Source organism: Rarobacter incanus (assembly GCF_006715765.1).
GTDB classification, from domain to species: domain Bacteria; phylum Actinomycetota; class Actinomycetes; order Actinomycetales; family Cellulomonadaceae; genus Rarobacter; species Rarobacter incanus.
Genome location: NZ_VFNV01000001.1, coordinates 2,149,821 through 2,165,640, shown reverse-complemented (window position 1 = coordinate 2,165,640; position 15,820 = coordinate 2,149,821). Strand labels below are relative to the sequence as shown.

Annotated in this window: 14 protein-coding genes; 5 read left to right on the top strand and 9 right to left on the bottom strand. The window is 65.8% G+C overall.

Annotated features, from left to right (window positions below):
- Position 1: 1 nt before the first annotated feature.
- The 3 genes from FB389_RS08980 to FB389_RS08970 all read right to left on the bottom strand — a co-directional run bounded on the left by FB389_RS08980 (position 2) and on the right by FB389_RS08970 (position 2,359).
- Positions 2 to 349 (bottom strand): hypothetical protein, encoded by a 348-nt coding sequence (locus FB389_RS08980; RefSeq protein WP_142112892.1) that lies wholly within the window; start codon positions 347 to 349, stop codon positions 2 to 4.
- Positions 350 to 423: 74 nt separating this feature from the next.
- On the bottom strand, positions 424 to 1,089 hold the full coding sequence (locus FB389_RS08975; RefSeq protein ID WP_142112890.1) for a LuxR C-terminal-related transcriptional regulator: 666 nt from the start codon (positions 1,087 to 1,089) through the stop codon (positions 424 to 426).
- Positions 1,082 to 2,359: an ATP-binding protein gene (locus FB389_RS08970; RefSeq protein ID WP_142112888.1), complete on the bottom strand. Its 1,278-nt coding sequence runs from the start codon at positions 2,357 to 2,359 to the stop codon at positions 1,082 to 1,084. The genes FB389_RS08975 and FB389_RS08970 overlap by 8 nt, the downstream gene beginning before the upstream one ends.
- A gap of 156 nt (positions 2,360 to 2,515) precedes the next feature.
- Here FB389_RS08970 and FB389_RS08965 point away from each other — a divergent pair, with 156 nt between their 5' ends.
- Both FB389_RS08965 and FB389_RS08960 read left to right on the top strand, forming a co-directional pair.
- The gene (locus FB389_RS08965; RefSeq protein WP_142112886.1) at positions 2,516 to 3,940 is read left to right on the top strand and encodes a PspC domain-containing protein; all 1,425 of its coding nucleotides are present in this window, start codon (positions 2,516 to 2,518) and stop codon (positions 3,938 to 3,940) included.
- The gene (locus FB389_RS08960) at positions 3,937 to 4,344 is read left to right on the top strand and encodes a hypothetical protein (protein WP_142112884.1); all 408 of its coding nucleotides are present in this window, start codon (positions 3,937 to 3,939) and stop codon (positions 4,342 to 4,344) included. Before FB389_RS08965 ends, FB389_RS08960 begins: the two co-directional genes overlap by 4 nt.
- Before the next feature lie 146 nt (positions 4,345 to 4,490).
- Here FB389_RS08960 and FB389_RS10940 read toward each other — a convergent pair whose 3' ends face one another.
- The 6 genes from FB389_RS10940 to FB389_RS08930 all read right to left on the bottom strand — a co-directional run bounded on the left by FB389_RS10940 (position 4,491) and on the right by FB389_RS08930 (position 9,832).
- Positions 4,491 to 5,618, bottom strand: a complete 1,128-nt coding sequence (locus FB389_RS10940) for a hypothetical protein (RefSeq protein ID WP_342776035.1) — start codon at positions 5,616 to 5,618, stop codon at positions 4,491 to 4,493.
- A gap of 117 nt (positions 5,619 to 5,735) precedes the next feature.
- Complete coding sequence (locus tag FB389_RS08950) at positions 5,736 to 6,020, bottom strand: hypothetical protein (protein ID WP_142112882.1); 285 nt, start codon at positions 6,018 to 6,020, stop codon at positions 5,736 to 5,738.
- Between the two features lie 31 nt (positions 6,021 to 6,051).
- Positions 6,052 to 7,629, bottom strand: coding sequence for a glutamine-hydrolyzing GMP synthase (gene guaA / locus FB389_RS08945; RefSeq protein WP_142112880.1), 1,578 nt, complete (start codon positions 7,627 to 7,629; stop codon positions 6,052 to 6,054).
- Between the two features lie 31 nt (positions 7,630 to 7,660).
- Positions 7,661 to 8,080: a DUF3817 domain-containing protein gene (locus tag FB389_RS08940; protein WP_142112878.1), complete on the bottom strand. Its 420-nt coding sequence runs from the start codon at positions 8,078 to 8,080 to the stop codon at positions 7,661 to 7,663.
- A 24-nt stretch (positions 8,081 to 8,104) separates the two neighbouring features.
- Positions 8,105 to 8,866: a CAP domain-containing protein gene (locus FB389_RS08935; protein ID WP_142112876.1), complete on the bottom strand. Its 762-nt coding sequence runs from the start codon at positions 8,864 to 8,866 to the stop codon at positions 8,105 to 8,107.
- Positions 8,867 to 8,974: 108 nt separating this feature from the next.
- Complete coding sequence (locus FB389_RS08930; RefSeq protein WP_246043600.1) at positions 8,975 to 9,832, bottom strand: SURF1 family protein; 858 nt, start codon at positions 9,830 to 9,832, stop codon at positions 8,975 to 8,977.
- A gap of 205 nt (positions 9,833 to 10,037) precedes the next feature.
- Here FB389_RS08930 and FB389_RS08925 point away from each other — a divergent pair, with 205 nt between their 5' ends.
- The 3 genes from FB389_RS08925 to FB389_RS08915 are packed head-to-tail and all read left to right on the top strand — an operon-like array spanning position 10,038 to position 15,816.
- Positions 10,038 to 12,479 (top strand): phosphoketolase family protein, encoded by a 2,442-nt coding sequence (locus FB389_RS08925; protein ID WP_142112872.1) that lies wholly within the window; start codon positions 10,038 to 10,040, stop codon positions 12,477 to 12,479.
- Entirely contained in the window at positions 12,476 to 14,578 is a 2,103-nt protein-coding gene (pta, locus tag FB389_RS08920) for a phosphate acetyltransferase (protein WP_142112871.1), read from the top strand. The genes FB389_RS08925 and pta overlap by 4 nt, the downstream gene beginning before the upstream one ends.
- Complete coding sequence (locus FB389_RS08915) at positions 14,575 to 15,816, top strand: acetate/propionate family kinase (RefSeq protein ID WP_246043599.1); 1,242 nt, start codon at positions 14,575 to 14,577, stop codon at positions 15,814 to 15,816. Before pta ends, FB389_RS08915 begins: the two co-directional genes overlap by 4 nt.
- The last annotated feature ends 4 nt before the right edge of the window (positions 15,817 to 15,820 follow it).

The following is a 15,820-nucleotide window of genomic DNA, read 5'->3' as shown; positions in this document are numbered from 1 at the left end:
ATCAGTGCACAAACACAGCGATGGCGATGTTGACCAGCGTCAGCCCGCCGATGGCGTGCTTGAGCCCCACAGGTGCATCTTCCTTCTTCGCGTTCGCAACGAACGCCAGTAGGACGACAACCAGGGCGATGCCCAGCTTCAGCGCGATCTTCACCATGTTCGGGTCGTTCATGGAGTCATCCATTTCGCGGATTCCCACCATCGCAATGCCCGAAACTAGTGCCGTCAGCGCGCCGTGCAACGTGCCCTTGTAGACACCCGGCTGCTTCATGGTGGCCAGGTAACCGCCGAAGACGATCGCCCATCCGACCATGTGCAGGAACAGGAACACCCCGTAAAGAAAGCTCATGTCTTGATCCTACGAACCGCTGGCCGCGATGTCGAAGTATTCAACGCACCGACCGATTCAGTCAGCAAACCGCGCTACAACAGCCGCCGTGCGGCGGCCCACCTGGTGATTTCGTGGCGGGACGACAGTTGCAGCTTGCGCAGCACGGCCGATACATGCGTTTCCACCGTCTTGACGGAGATGAACAGGTCGCCAGCAACCTCGCGGTAGGAATATCCGCGGGCGATCAGGCGCATGACCTCCTGCTCGCGGGCGCTGAGCCGATCTAGTTCCGCGTCCCTCTCGGGCACAACCGGCTGCGAACCGAAGGAATCCAGGACAAACCCCGCGAGCATCGGGGAGAACACTGCGTCACCGGCGGCTACCCGCCGGATAGCGTCGGCCAGTGCGACGGGTTCGATCGATTTAGTCACGTACCCGCGCGCCCCCGCCCTGATCACCGACACGACGTCCTGCGCGGCATCCGAAACCGACAGGGCGAGCATCCGGACGTCAGCACCGCCGGGGGATCGCGTCGCGGCAACCGCTGCGGCGACCTCCGCTCCCCCACCGCCGGCCCCACCGGGCAGATGCACGTCGAGCAGCACGACGTCCGGGGCGGTCTCACCGATGATCGCGATCGCGCTTTCGACGTCGGCGGCCTGACCCACCACCTCGAAATCATCGGGCAGCAACGACACGACCCCCGCCCGGAACATGGCGTGGTCATCCACCACCACCAGACGCAACGACTCACTCACCTTCGGCCTCCTCGCCCCGCGGAATACTCATCCGCACCTCAGTTCCCCCATCCCCGCGTTGTCTTATGAGAACGTTGCCACCGCGCCGCTCAATGCGCCCCACGATCGATTGCCGCACGCCAAAGCGGTCCTGCGCAATGGCATCCACGTCGAATCCCTCACCGCGATCTTGCACCGACACCTCGAGGTGGGTGGGGGCGGCCTCAAAATACACGGTGACCGGGGGTTTGCCGTGCCGCACGGCGTTCTTCAGCGCCTCCCCGGTCGCCTGCAGCAGGGCGCCGCTGCGTGCGTCCGGAGCCGTGTCCCCCACGGTGACCAGGTCAACGGCGACGGCGAACTCGTCCTCGATTTCCTCACATACGCCGCGGATTTCTGCGGCCACCGACGTGCCGCTCGGGGCCTCATCGCGGTAAAGCCAGCCGCGCAGTTCGCGTTCCTGGGTCCGCGCTAGTTTACCGACGAGCACCCCGTCCCCCGCATTCCGCTGTATCAGTGCAAGGGTCTGTAGTACCGAATCATGCAGGTGGGCCGCGATGTCCGCCCTCTCGTCGGCGCGTTCGCGGGCGGCGCGCTCCTGGGCCAGATCCCTGAGCAGGCGCAGCCACCAGGGCGCAAGCACCAAGGCCACGCCCGCCAACACCGCGATCGCCGCCACCGCGCCGCCGAGGGCGACGGCGGGGCTAGATCCCCGCCCAACGAAGGCAAGCACCCCGGCGATGACTAGGGCAATCCCCGCGACGAACCTGACCGCGCCCCACCTGCCGGTTGCCGCATCCGTATTCCCCAAGAATCGCTGACGCTGGCTCTGGTCAAGCTGTGACCATGTCAGCAATGCCCCCGCGGCGACGATGAAGACGGGCAGCAGCCACTGCGCCAAGCGTTCGGGAACGGGGCGCCCGATGAGCATGACCGCGATAACGACCAGCAGCACCCCGACGGCAGCATTCGCGACAGACACTCCCTGCCACCGGCTCGCGGCGACTCGCTCAACGAGTTCGCGTGCGCCGCGGGCGCGCTGAAGATCGGCGCCCTGCCGCGCGTCCAGTGCGGGGTCCCCGACCGGCACCGTCAACCACAAGAACAGGTACAGGACCACGCCGACGCCGCCGAAGACCGCAAGGCCGATCATCGCCAACCGAATGCGTTGGACGGGTTGATCCAGGTGCGCCGCCAGCCCCCGGCACACGCCCGCCGCAATGCGGCCGCGCTCGATGCGGCGCAGCGGCAGCCTGGTCGTAGGCGCCTTTGGGGAGGATTGAACGGGCACGCCACCATCGTTCCACGAACCCTGGACGCGGGCGAGCAAATACCGGGCCCCGGTGAGTAATTCCGGGTTCCACCCCAGGTGCGGGCGCACCCGTTCAGGGACAATTCAGGGTAGTTCCCGATACCGCAAGGCCGTTGCGGGCCGCAGGATGAAACCATGAACACGAACCAGACAGGCCCCGGTTCGACCGGCGGCTTCTTCGCGGCCATACGCGACATGAAAATCGAAAGGTCCGACGATCGCTGGATCGCCGGGGTCGCATCGGGCATCGGCGCCCGCTGGAACCTTGACCCGGCGCTGGCGCGCGCCATCGCGCTCGTCGTGGTGATCTTTACCGGTATAGGCCCCCTGGCATACGCGGTGGCGTGGGCCCTGCTGCCCGATGCCCGCAGCGGCCGGATCTTGGCCGAAGAACTGCTGGCCGGGAAATGGGACAACGCCTACATCGGCGTCCTTGCGGTACCCGCGGTGGGTCTTTTGTGGGGCGGCGGATGGGCCGTGACGGGGCTGCCGGGGCAGCCCTGGGCCTGGCCCTTCGGGTTCGCGAGCACGGTGCTGTCCGTCGCGATCGTCGCGGGAACCGCCGTGTTCATCGTCAACAGCGTCCAGCGTGCCCGCGCGGCGCGCCAGGGCTACGCCAGCTCGCCCCATGCGCAAGGACCCGGCCCGGGAACGCGATGGCCATCCGCCGCGCCCACCGCGGCGGGCGCATATCCAACCGCAACCGCCCCGACATTCGCGACGAGTGCCCCGCCGCCGCAGCAGCAGCCCCCCGCAAGCGCCGACCCCACCGCGCGGGCCGCCACCGGCCGCACTCCTGCTGCGCCCCCGGCCGCGCCCGACGGTCCGCAATACGGCCCACCCGCGCCCCCGGCCGCACCCGTCCCCCCGGCGACGGTGAAGGCACCCAAGCCGCGGTGGCGGCGGGTACCGGGCGCGGTAGTCGCAGGCGTCATCGGTGTGATGTTGATCGCCGTGGCCGCCGTGATCGGAGCGCACCAGCAGGGAGTCATTTCCGGTGACATCGTAGCGATCGCCGCCGGGACCGTGCTTGTCATCGCCGGACTGACGATGTTGATCGCCGGATTGACCGGCCGCAAGACCAGCGGTTTGGGGTGGGTGATTGTGCTCGTTCTCATTGTTGCCGGGCCGCTATCGGGTTGGGGTCAGGTGCGCGCGGGCATGGAACAAGCGCGGGTGACGACCTTCGCATCCAGTTCGTACTCGCCGGCACACACCGGCGATGTGGCGGGCGGATTTGTGTTCGTCGCCAGCGAGGGCACCGTAGATCTGCGGGACGTCGATTTCGGCACCGAGACCGCGACAACCGTGCCCGTGCGGGTGGTCATGTCCAACGTCACGATCCTTGTCCCACCAGGGATCGCTGCATCACTTGCCGGCAAAACGACCATGAGCGACGTCGTGTGGGAATCCGCCGCAGGCGAAGACGATTTCCTTGACGCCGACCTTTCGCACGGAGGCACGGTGACCACCCCGACCGCGCAGGCAGGAAGCCCCGTGCGCCTGCGCATCGATATCTCGTCAACGATGAGCAACATTACGATCAAGGAAAAGAAATGACTCAGGACCAGCCCAACGGGCCCACCCAGCACAGCGACGTCAGCGATCCGGCAAGGCAGCACGAGCCCGGCGAACCTACCGTCGCGAACGAGCCCGGCGAACCCACCGTCACGCACGAGCCCGGCCAATCCGCCGCACCTGCCGAGCCGCACGCCGCCGGCGAGGCACACTTCCCTTCCGGCCTGGGCGTTCCCGCTGCGCCCCGCACCGAGCCGTACAAGAGGGGCCCGCGGGTCACCTCAGTGGTGTGGGGTGCCCTCATTCTTTGCCTCGGCGTGGCGACCATCGCGTGGGGGGCGGGGGCACATTTCAACGGCACAACGGCGCTTGCCATCGCACTGGCGGGAGCCGGCATAGCGCTGGTCGTGGCCGCGATTGCGCCCGCCCTCAGGCACACATCCTGAAGCAAGAAAGGACGAGACCAACCCCCTCGTCAAACCGCTGACCGAGCAGCAGCACAGTCGCTCGTAGCAACACCGGAATCGGCCACCGGCGGGTAGGCGGTCTCCGGACACCTCACCCGAGGATCACCGAGGCGCGGTAGCCCGGCCTAGTCCTGCTCCGCTGCGGGAGTCTCACTTGTTCGCTGGGCCGGCGACTGCCAACTGACGCGCGGCGGCACCGGAATCTGGGATTCCGACTGCTCCGCAATTGCCTCGTCGAACGACGGGATCTTGGGTGAAACAACCGTTGGACCCGATTCAACCGCCGCCGCGGCGGCTTGCTGATCGAGCAGGGCCGAATCCTGGATATCGGCAGGCCGGTCCACCGGGATGCGGGGGGCCGCCGCGGCCTCGGCCGGCGCCGGGGTGGGCGCGGGGACGATCCCGGCCGGTGCCTCCGAAGCGACGGGTGCCTGCGGAGCGACGGGTGCCTGCGGAGCGACGGGTGCCTGCGGAGCGACGGGTGCCTGCGGAGCGACGGGTGCAGGCGCATCCGCGGCTGCACCATTGGCCGCCCCGCCAAGGCTGGTTTCAGAAAGCACGGCTGCACCCGTACCGGCAACGGCCGGGGTCGGCGTCGTGGCGGGCCCACGCGCGTGACGGCTCAGCGCCTCGGCTACCGTCGCGCCGCTGCGCGCGCCGTCGGCGTCGATCGGGGCCGGTTCGGCGGGCACCGATTTGCGCGAGGCGCGGGTGGGTAGCGGGTCCTCAGCCGCCTCCGGCTCCGCCGACACCGGCGTCGCATCGGCAACGGGCACGGGCCCAGCCGGGGAGGCGGTGTCAAAGGTTTCGATTACCACCGCGGGCCCACCCGCAAGGCGCCGCAGGGTCCACCCGAGGAAGACGAAGATCAGGCCCAGCGCGGCCACCAGAACGGCAACGCCAAACGCGACTACCGAGGTGAACAGCGACGCGCGCAGGAAGGATGCGTTCATCACGGTCGCGCGCGTCGGATCGTCGCGGTCAAGTTCCGCGTAAGTCTTGTTGTCGGATTCCGCAAGAGCGTGCTTATTGATGACTTCCGCCTGCGCGTAGGCCGTGAGGGGACCAGCAACCTGGTATCCGGCCAAGAAGTCCGCGTCGTCGGAGACCGTGATCTTTTCCGCACGCAACTGCGCGGAAACCTGCCAGTAGGTCCCCACGCCGGCGACCATCATCACCGCACCGATGATGATGATGAGCAGGCCAACGACCTTGACTCCCTTTGTGTGGTTGATGGTGACTTTACTCGACATTGTGGCTCCTCGGGTGACAGCGTCCCCTGCAGGTGAACATGTACTAAACCACCGTAGGCATACCTTGGCCCCCGGGGCGTGTGCCGCGCCGGGGGCCAAGGTGTTCAATGTATCCGTTTAGTCCAGATCCACTGCCTCGCGGATTTGCGCCACTGCCTTGATGACCGTGGCAACCGTGTCGGGATCGAAATCTCCGTCGTCGGCGGCCTGCTCGACGATGTCAAGGATCCCGGAGGTGAAGAGGTCCAAGATGGCCGGGACTGGGCCGTTAATTTCGAATCCATCCCCATCCTCGGAGGGAACGATCTCGATTTCGCCGTCCTCTTCCAGTTCCTCGTCGCTACCGTCGTAGTCCTGGCCGAACAGTTCCTTCGGGTCGTAATAGTTGGGCCCCTGCGTCATGCGAACTCCTTTGTTAGTGATGCGTTGGTTGCTATTCCCACTCGATCGTGCCCGGCGGCTTGCTGGTGACATCCAGTACGACGCGGTTGACGTCGCTCACCTCGTTAGTGATCCTGTTCGAGATTTCTGCAAGCAAGTCGTAAGGGAGCCGGGACCAGTCCGCGGTCATCGCGTCCTCGCTGGACACGGGCCGCAGCACGATCGGATGCCCGTAGGTGCGCCCGTCGCCCTGCACGCCGACGCTGCGCACATCGGCCAGCAGAACCACCGGGCACTGCCAAATGTCGCGGTCCAGGCCCGCCTTCGTCAATTCCTCGCGGGCAATGGCATCGGCAGCACGCAAGATGTCGAGCCGGTCGGCCGTGACCTCGCCGATGATCCGGATTCCCAATCCGGGCCCCGGGAAGGGCTGGCGCCAAACGATGTCCTCGGGCACACCCAATTCGATGCCCACCGCACGAACCTCATCCTTGAACAGGGTGCGCAGCGGTTCGACCAGCTCGAACTGCAAGTCATCGGGCAGGCCGCCCACGTTGTGGTGGCTCTTGATGTTTGCCGCTCCCTCACCGCCGCCGGATTCCACGACGTCGGGGTACAGCGTCCCCTGCACCAGGAACTTCACGTCGCCGCCCTGGCCTGCATCGGCCACGATATCGCGCGCTGCGTCCTCGAATACGCGAATGAATTCGCGGCCAATGATCTTGCGCTTGGTCTCGGGTTCGGTAACCCCCGCGAGCACATCCAAGAATCTCTGCTTGGCGTCGACAACGACCAGTTTCACGCCGATGGCTGCGACGAAGTCCTTTTCCACCTGCTCGGCCTCGCCCTGGCGCAATAACCCGTGATCGACAAACACGCACGTCAGCTGGTCGCCGACCGCGCGCTGCACCAGCGCCGCCGCGACGGAGGAATCTACGCCGCCAGACAGCCCGCAAATGACGCGGGACGAGCCCACCTGGGCCCTGATCGCGGCGACCTGATCGGCGATGACGTTCCCGGGGGTCCAGTCAGGGCTCAACCCCGCACCCTTGTAAAGGAAATTGGTGAGAGTGTCCTGCCCGAACGGGGAGTGCTTCACCTCGGGGTGCCACTGCACGCCGTAGAGCCGCCGGGTGTCGTCCTCGAACGCGGCAACCGGCGCACCCTGCGAAGACGCAAGCACGGTGAATCCCGCAGGCGCCGCGTGCACGGCGTCGCCGTGGCTCATCCAGGTCGGCTGCTGCGCGGGGCTTCCCGCCAGCAGGACGCCGGCCTCGCACACACCCACCGGGGTGCGCCCGTATTCGCGCAGTCCGGTCTGCGCCACCGTGCCGCCGAGCGCCGCGGCCATCGCCTGGAACCCGTAGCAGATGCCGAGCACCGGCACGCCCTGCTCGAAGAGCGCCGGATCGACGGTCGGGGCACCGTCCGCATACACGGAGGACGGCCCGCCGGAAAGAATGATCGCCGCCGGGTTCTTCGCCATAATGTCCGCAACGCTCGCCGTGTGCGGCACGATTTCGGAGTAGACGTTGGCCTCACGGACCCTGCGGGCTATCAACTGCGCGTATTGCGCTCCGAAGTCGATGACCAGGACCGGTCGCGGCTGGGAAGGTGCTGTTTGAGTCACAGGCACAAGGATAGTGGGCAAAGCGCAAAGGTTACGACCGGCCCGCTATCACGCGTTGCGCGGCATCCGCTTTCGCGGCCGCGTCGCGGTGCACTCGCGCTTCGACCACGAAGCTCATGACCGGGACCACCCCGGAAAAAACCATGGTCGCGAGGCGCCCCAGCGACCACCTCATTTTTGTCCACAGGTCGAATACGGTTACCAGATACACAACGAAGATCCAACCGTGGGCGTACGGGATCCACGCGATCGCGGAAACGTCCGCGTGCATCAGGTACTTGAGGATCATCTCGACGCACAATGCCAGCAGCATGACGCCGGTGATCCACGCCATGACGCGATAACGCGTCGTGGCCCCGCGCGCCGCCGCGATCACGGCCTGCGCCTTGGCCAGGTCCGCGGGATCGCTGGTCGGTGTTCCGGTGGCTGAAGTGTCACTGGGTTCGGTCATGGCACCCAAGCGTAGCGCCCCGCGCTATCGGAACCTGATAGCGCTGCGCGCGGACTTCGGGGTCGCGCCCCCGGACCAGTGCAAGCGCACATACGCCTTCGTTGGTTTCGCAACCGTGACCGTCACGACCAGCAGCGTCCCTTTCCGCTTGACGATCCTGGCGCGCTTCTTGCCGACCGTGACCCGTGTGACCTTGGTGAGATTCTTGCCCGTGATTCTGATCTTGACCTTGATCCTGGCCCTGGCGGTCTTGCGCGATATTTTTTTCAGGCTGGGAACAGCGGCGGTCCTTGTCGGGTACGTCCCGAACACCTGCACGGCGTAGGCGCCGATTCCGTCGACCTCGTAGTAGCCGATTCCGACGTCGGTGAAGCTGGCGTTGACCATGTTCTGGTAGTGCGGCGGCGATTGGACCCACCCACGGTGAATCTGCGCCGGATTGGACTTGAATCCGATGGCCCAGCCGACGTTCTCGCCGAATGATCGCCATCCCGCAGGGATCTGGGTTCGCAAGGACGGGTTGTGTTCCAGCTTGTCCTTCGCCGACATCTTCTGGGCCCACCGCTGGGCGACCTGGTCGAGTTTCGAGTTGCTTCGCAGCTTCTTGATCCCCCGCGACTCCCGCAGGGAGTTCAGCTTCTTCACCAAAGCGGCGCGCCCGGAATCGGCCGAAACGGCGGCGGCGGCGCTCGTCGGAACTATGCAAGCCAACCCAAGCGCCACGGCACAAAGCAAAGAAACGAGGCGCGCCCGTGCGACGCCGCCAGGACGCGATGCGATGCCCATTTGCTGCTCCCGTCCGCCACAAACCGCACAAATCACCCGTGACCAGTATCACAAATCTGCCGCGCAGAGTCGATACCCTCTCACAATTCAGGCACCGGCACCGGGCGGCTAGGCCGCGCCGCGCGCAATCACGTCGTCGAGGGTCGGCGCCGCCGATCCCGCACGCGATTCGTCGCGCACCACCCGGATCCACAGCGCAACGGCGAACCCGCCAAAGACCCACCACTCGATCGCGTAGAACAGGTTCCTCATGTTGGCCTGGTCCTCGCCGCCGTCGAGTTGCGGGCGCGGCAGGGGTGTCAGCCCCACCGCCGCGGCGGGGGTCGAATCGAGCAGCACGCCGTAGGCCGAGTAGATCGGCCCGCCCCACTGCCCCAGGAGCAAGGTCGAGCTGATCGAATCGATGACGCCGTCCGCGTTCGGAGCCTGCCCCGCCTGCTCCCCGCCCTGCAGGTACGCGACCACGCTGACAGGTCCGGTGGGCGGCTGGGCCGCCGTGGCCTCGGCGAGCGTCGCGGCCCACCCCAACGCGACGGGAAGCACCGGTTGGCCGCTCAAGCCCGCCCAGGACGCACCACCGACCCCATCGTCGCTGATGCGCAGGCCCGCCATCACCACGTAGCCGACCTTGCCACCAACCGCCCGGCCCTCGACGTAGAAGCGCCGTGGTTCAAAGGTCCCGGTCGCCGTCACCGTGGTCCCGACCAAGTCTCCCGGGAACTTCTGCTGCGGTGCCAAGGTGTCGCCGATCGCCCTGGCGCCTGCCACGTCGCCGCCGGTATCCGCGAGGTGCTGGGCCAGCTGCGAGCGTTCGAAGGCGCGATGAAACTGCCAGCGCCCCAGAGCGAAGCAGGCGGCCGCAATCAGCACCACGACAAGCAGTAACGCAAGGAGACGAGGCTGCCCCGCCGTGCGCACAAAGCGGAGTCGGTCCGGCGGCTGCGCTGCGGTGCGGGATTCGATCACGCCACCTACCGTAGCGCCTGAATTTGCGGGATCCACCGCGCCCCGCGCGCGGCGCCCGTTCTTGCGGACTGCGGCGCGCGAAACGTGACGCACAACACTCGCAATTTGCGCCAAACTGCCCGTAAGTCCTAATGCGTTTCCGCGCCGCATACGATTGTATTGAGGGGTACCCCGGGACGTAGCGAATTGAACCACTAGGAGAATCATGGCTCAGGTCACCGACGACACTCTGCGCCAGATTGACCGCTGGTGGCGCGCCGCAAACTACCTGTCGGTCGGACAGATTTACCTGCTCGATAACCCGCTCCTGGAACGGCCGTTGACCAGGGATGACGTAAAACCGCGCCTGCTCGGCCACTGGGGAACCACCCCGGGGTTGAACTTCCTGTACGCGCACCTGAACAGGGTGATCGCCGAACGGCGGCAAGAAACGATTTTCATCACCGGCCCCGGGCACGGCGGTCCCGGCCTGGTCGCCAGCTCCTATCTCGACGGCACCTACACCCAGACCTACCCCGACATCACGAACGACGCCGAGGGCCTGCGCCGACTCATGCGCCAGTTTTCGTTCCCGGGCGGCATTCCCAGCCACGTCGCTCCCGAAACCCCCGGTTCGATCCACGAGGGCGGTGAACTCGGATACTCGCTCGCCCACGCCTACGGCGCAGCATTCGACAACCCCGACCTGCTCGTAGCCGCGGTCGTGGGCGACGGCGAGGCCGAAACGGGGCCGCTGGCCACGAGCTGGCACTCGAATAAGTTCCTCAATCCCGTCCACGACGGGGTGGTCTTGCCGATCCTGCACCTCAACGGCTACAAGATCGCGAACCCGACCGTGCTGGCGCGCATCCCGGATGAGGAATTGGCCGCGCTCATGGTCGGCTACGGGCATGAGCCGCACCTTTTTGTGGCGGGATTCGATGACGAGGACCGCCTCTCCATCCACCGCCGTTTCGCGGCGCTGCTAGATGACGTGCTCGACAAAATCGCCGCGATCAAGCACGCGGCCCAGCACGGCGACAAGACCCGACCGCGCTGGCCGATGATCGTCTTCAAGACGCCCAAGGGTTGGACGTGCCCGAAGGTCATCGACGGCAAGGTCACGGAAGGTTCCTGGCGCGCGCACCAAGTCCCCCTGCCAAGCGCGCGCGACACCGCGGAACACCTGGCGATCTTGGACGAATGGCTACGTTCCTACCACGCCGAAGAGCTATTCGACCGCAACGGCCGCATATCCGCTGACATCTCCGCGTTGGCTCCCGCGGGCAATCTGCGTATGAGCGCGAACCCGCACGCGAACGGCGGCCTCGTCCTCAAAGATTTGCGCCTGCCCGATTTTCGTGATTTCGCCGTCGAAGTGCCCGCCCCCGGGGCGACCGTGCGCGAAGCGACCAAGGTATTGGGTCGGTGGCTGGCCGCCGTCATCGAGCTCAACCCCGACAATTTCCGCATCTTCGGACCCGATGAAACCGCCTCGAATCGGCTGCAGGACGTCTACCGCGTCACCGACAAGGTATGGGAGGCGCAATTCGTCTCCCCGCAGGTCGATGAGCATCTGGCGCGCGCGGGGCGAGTGGTCGAGATGCTATCCGAGCACCAGTGCCAAGGATGGCTGGAGGGGTACCTTCTCACCGGGCGCCACGGCATGTTTAACTGCTACGAAGCCTTCATCCACATCATCGACGCGATGTTCAATCAGCACGCCAAGTGGCTGAAGGTTACCAACCACATTCCGTGGCGCCGCCCCATCGCCAGCCTCAACTACCTGCTATCGAGTCACGTGTGGCGCCAGGACCACAATGGCTTCAGCCACCAGGACCCCGGTTTCATCGACCACGTCGTCAACAAGAAGGCCGAAGTGGTCCGCGTCTACCTACCCCCCGATGCGAACACGCTGCTGAGCACGTACGACCACTGCCTGCGATCCCGCCAGTACGTCAACGTCGTGGTCGCCGGCAAGCAACCCGCGCCGAACTGGCTCACGATGGAGCAGGCCGTGGCGCATTGCACCCGCGGTCTGGGCATCTGGGAATGGGCGGGAACCGAGGTGCCGGGTCACGATCCCGATGTCGTTTTGGCGGCCGCGGGCGACGTCCCGACCCTCGAAGTGCTGGCGGCGGCCGATTTGCTGCGCACCCACGTTCCTGACCTGCGCGTGCGCGTGGTGAACGTCGTTGATCTGATGCGGCTGCAGGACCCGCAAGAACACCCGCATGGACTACCCGACAGCGACTTCGATACCATCTTCACGGCTAATCGTCCCGTGATATTCGCGTACCACGGGTACCCGTGGTTGATCCACCGTCTAACCTACCGCCGTAGCGGCCACGACAACATCCACGTGCGTGGCTACAAGGAGGAAGGAACGACAACAACACCGTTCGACATGGTCATGCTCAATGACCTGGACCGGTACAGGCTCGTGATCGATGTCATCGACCGCGTGCCGCAACTGACATCGCGCTACGCCGGCCTGCGCCAGCAGATGCTCGATGCCCGCGTCACAGCCCGGGAGTACACGCGTGCTCACGGGGAAGACATACCCGAGGTTCGGGATTGGGTGTGGCCGGACGCAAGAGGCGCCCGGGCCGGGGACGATCTCCGCGGTATTTCCGCCACATCCGCTACAGGAGGCGACAACGAGTGAGCACCACTCGCAGCATTTACATCACATCACCCGAGGGTGACACCGGCAAGGGCGCCCTGGCCTATGGTGTCGTCGACCTACTCGCCCGCGAGGTGGAACGCGTGGGCGTGTTCCGCCCCGTAGCTCGCACCAAGCATGCGACACCCGGCGCGCCCCAGGACCGCGACTACGTTCTGGACCTGCTTTTGGCCCACGACGGCGTCAATCTGACCGCCGAACAGGCGACCGGCGTCAACTACGAAGACGTCCACGCCGACCCAGAAATGGCGCTGTCGCAGATAGTCACCAAGTACCACGAGATCGAGAGCCAGTGCGACGTCGTTGTCATTGTCGGCTCCGACTACACCGACGTGGCGGGTCCAACCGAGCTCTCCTTCAACGCCCAGATCGCCACGAACCTCAGCGCGCCCGTGCTTTTGGTGGTTTCGGGACAGGGCCGCAGCAACGACGAGATCCAGCAGCTCATTGACGTATCGGCCGGCGTGCTTTCGACCCATCACGCGTCGTTGGTGGGCGCCGTCGTGAACAAGGCATTGCCCGACGAGGCCGCCTCGCTGCGCACCACCTTGCACGCGGGGAACAGCCCCGTGTGGGTGCTGCCGGACAACTCGCTGCTGTCCGCGCCCACGGTCCAGCAACTGGTCGATGCCGTCAAGGGCGAGCTGGTTTCTGGCGATAAGGAACTGCTCAACCGCGAGGCCCTCGACGTCATCATCGGCGCCATGAACATCGACCACCTGATCGGCCGCCTCACGGACGGTGGTGTCGTTATCACCCCCGGGGACCGCTCCGACATTCTGTTGGGCCTGCTGGTTGCGCACTCGGCCGCAAACTTCCCATCGCTTGCCGGGATCATCCTCAACGGCGGATTCGAACCGCCCGCCCTGATCGAACGCCTGGTGCGCGACCTGAACTTGAACATCCCGATCATCAAGACGTCGTATGGGACCTTCAAGTCGGCGAACCTGACCGCCGCCGTGCGCGGACGCGTCTCAAACGACTCCCAGCGCAAGAAGGATCTGGCGCTCAACCTCTTCGAACAATTCGTTGACGGGCGCGCGCTTCTCGACTCGTTGGCCGTCGAACGCCCGCCGGTAGTCACACCGCTGATGTTCGAATACGACCTACTGAGCAAGGCCCGCGCGGAGCGCAAGCGGATCGTGCTGCCCGAGGGCGGCGACGACCGCATTCTGCGGGCTGCCTCCACGCTGTTGCAGCGCCAGGTGGCGGACCTGATCATCTTGGGCAACGAGACGCAGATTCGGGGACGCGCCGCGGACCTGGGGCTGGACCTCTCGGCGGCGACGTTTATCGATCCCACCACCTCGCCGCTGCTCGAGGAATTCGCCAGCGTTTACACCGAGTTGCGCAAGCACAAGGGCATGACTGTCGATCGTGCACGCGAGATTGTTCCGGATGTGTCCTACTTCGGGACGCTCATGGTGCATTTGGGATACGCCGACGGTATGGTCTCGGGCGCCGCACACACCACCGCGCACACCATCAAGCCGAGCTTCGAAATAATCAAGACCGTCCCCGGAACGTCGGTGGTCTCGTCCGTATTTCTCATGTGCCTGGCGGATCGCGTTTTGGCCTACGGCGACTGTGCAGTCAACCCCGACCCCACTGCCGAGCAGCTCGCGGACATCGCAATTTCGTCGGCGGCCACCGCAAAGCAGTTCGGGATCGAACCGCGTATCGCGATGCTCTCGTACTCGACCGGCGAGTCCGGGCACGGGGCGGACGTCGACAAAGTGCGTGCGGCCACCGAGCTGGTCAAGGAGCGGCGCCCGGATCTGTCCGTGGAGGGCCCGATTCAGTACGATGCCGCCGTCGACGCGTCGGTCGCAGCATCGAAGATGCCAGGGTCCGACGTGGCCGGGCGCGCGACCGTATTCGTCTTCCCCGACCTCAACACCGGAAACAACACGTACAAGGCCGTGCAGCGGTCATCGGGCGCGATCGCCATCGGCCCGGTCCTGCAGGGCCTGCGCAAACCCGTCAATGACCTGTCGCGAGGCGCGCTGGTCCAGGACATCGTCAACACCGTCGCCATCACCGCCATTCAGGCGCAATCCTCCAGGAGTAACCAATCGTGAACGTCCCCAACCCAGCCAACGAGGGCCTGAGCGCCTACGGTGCATCCGACACTGTCCTGGTGCTCAACTCCGGTTCGTCGTCGGTCAAGTACCAGCTGGTCAACCCGGCTGGCGGTGAGCCCGTTGCCGTCGGTAACGTCGAGCGCATCGGCGAAGAAGAGGGCGTCATCACCCACAAATTCGCCGGGATCACCACCAAGCGGCGCCAGCCCGTCAAGGACCACACGGAGGCACTGGAGATCGTCCTGGCGCTGTTCGCCGAGGTGGGCCCGGATCTGGACCGCGCCCACGTCGTGGGGGTGGGACACCGCGTCGTCCAGGGGGCCGACGTCTTTTCGAAGCCGACGCTCATCGACGACGAGGTGCAGGCAAAGATCCTGGAGCTAGCCCCCCTTGCGCCGCTGCACAACCCCGCGCACGTGCAGGGCATGGAGGTCGCCCGCCGCCTGCTTCCGGGCGTCCCCCACGTGGCCGTTTTCGACTCCGCGTTCTTCGCGACGCTGCCCGAGGCGGCGTACACGTACGCGCTCAAGAAGGACGTCGCCAAGAAGTATGCGATCCGGCGCTACGGCGCGCACGGCACCAGCCACCAGTATGTCTCCGGGAAGGTGGCCCGGGTCCTGGGGCGCGATCTGAGCCAGCTGAACCAGATCGTGTTGCACCTCGGAAACGGCGCCTCGATCACCGCGGTCAAGGGCGGTGTTGCGGTGGAGACCTCGATGGGTCTGACGCCGCTCGAGGGCCTGGTCATGGGTACCCGCACCGGTGATATTGACCCGGCGGTGGTATTCCACCTGGCGCGCAACGCAGGCATGTCGATCGATGAGATTGACCACCTGTTCAACAAAGAGTCGGGCATCAAGGGCCTGAGCGGGGAAAACGACTTCCGCGAACTGCACCGCCTGATTGAAGAGGGCAACGAGGACGCGAAGCTGGCCCTGGACGTCTACATCCACCGCCTGCGCAAGTACATCGGCGCCTACCACGCCATCTTGGGCCGCGTGGACGTCATCGTCTTCACGGCCGGAGTCGGCGAAAACGATGACATTGTGCGCGCTCGCGTGATCGCCGACTTGGAGCCCATGGGCGTTGCGATCGACCCCGAGCGGAACCTGGAACGGTCGAAGGAGCCGCGGATCATCTCGCGCGACTGGACGTCAACCCACGTCATGGTCGTCCCCACCAACGAGGAGCTTGCCATCGCGCGCCAGGTAGTCGCGCTCATCGCGGACAAGTGACGCC

Coding starts and splice junctions, on each gene's coding strand:
- FB389_RS08925 (WP_142112872.1), top strand. CDS start 10,038: ATGGCTCAGGTCACCGACGACACTCTGCGCCAGATTGACCGCTGGTGG.
- FB389_RS08935 (WP_142112876.1), bottom strand. CDS start 8,866: ATGGGCATCGCATCGCGTCCTGGCGGCGTCGCACGGGCGCGCCTCGTT.
- FB389_RS08980 (WP_142112892.1), bottom strand. CDS start 349: ATGAGCTTTCTTTACGGGGTGTTCCTGTTCCTGCACATGGTCGGATGG.
- FB389_RS08940 (WP_142112878.1), bottom strand. CDS start 8,080: ATGACCGAACCCAGTGACACTTCAGCCACCGGAACACCGACCAGCGAT.
- FB389_RS08960 (WP_142112884.1), top strand. CDS start 3,937: ATGACTCAGGACCAGCCCAACGGGCCCACCCAGCACAGCGACGTCAGC.
- FB389_RS08965 (WP_142112886.1), top strand. CDS start 2,516: ATGAACACGAACCAGACAGGCCCCGGTTCGACCGGCGGCTTCTTCGCG.
- FB389_RS08950 (WP_142112882.1), bottom strand. CDS start 6,020: ATGACGCAGGGGCCCAACTATTACGACCCGAAGGAACTGTTCGGCCAG.
- FB389_RS10940 (WP_342776035.1), bottom strand. CDS start 5,618: ATGTCGAGTAAAGTCACCATCAACCACACAAAGGGAGTCAAGGTCGTT.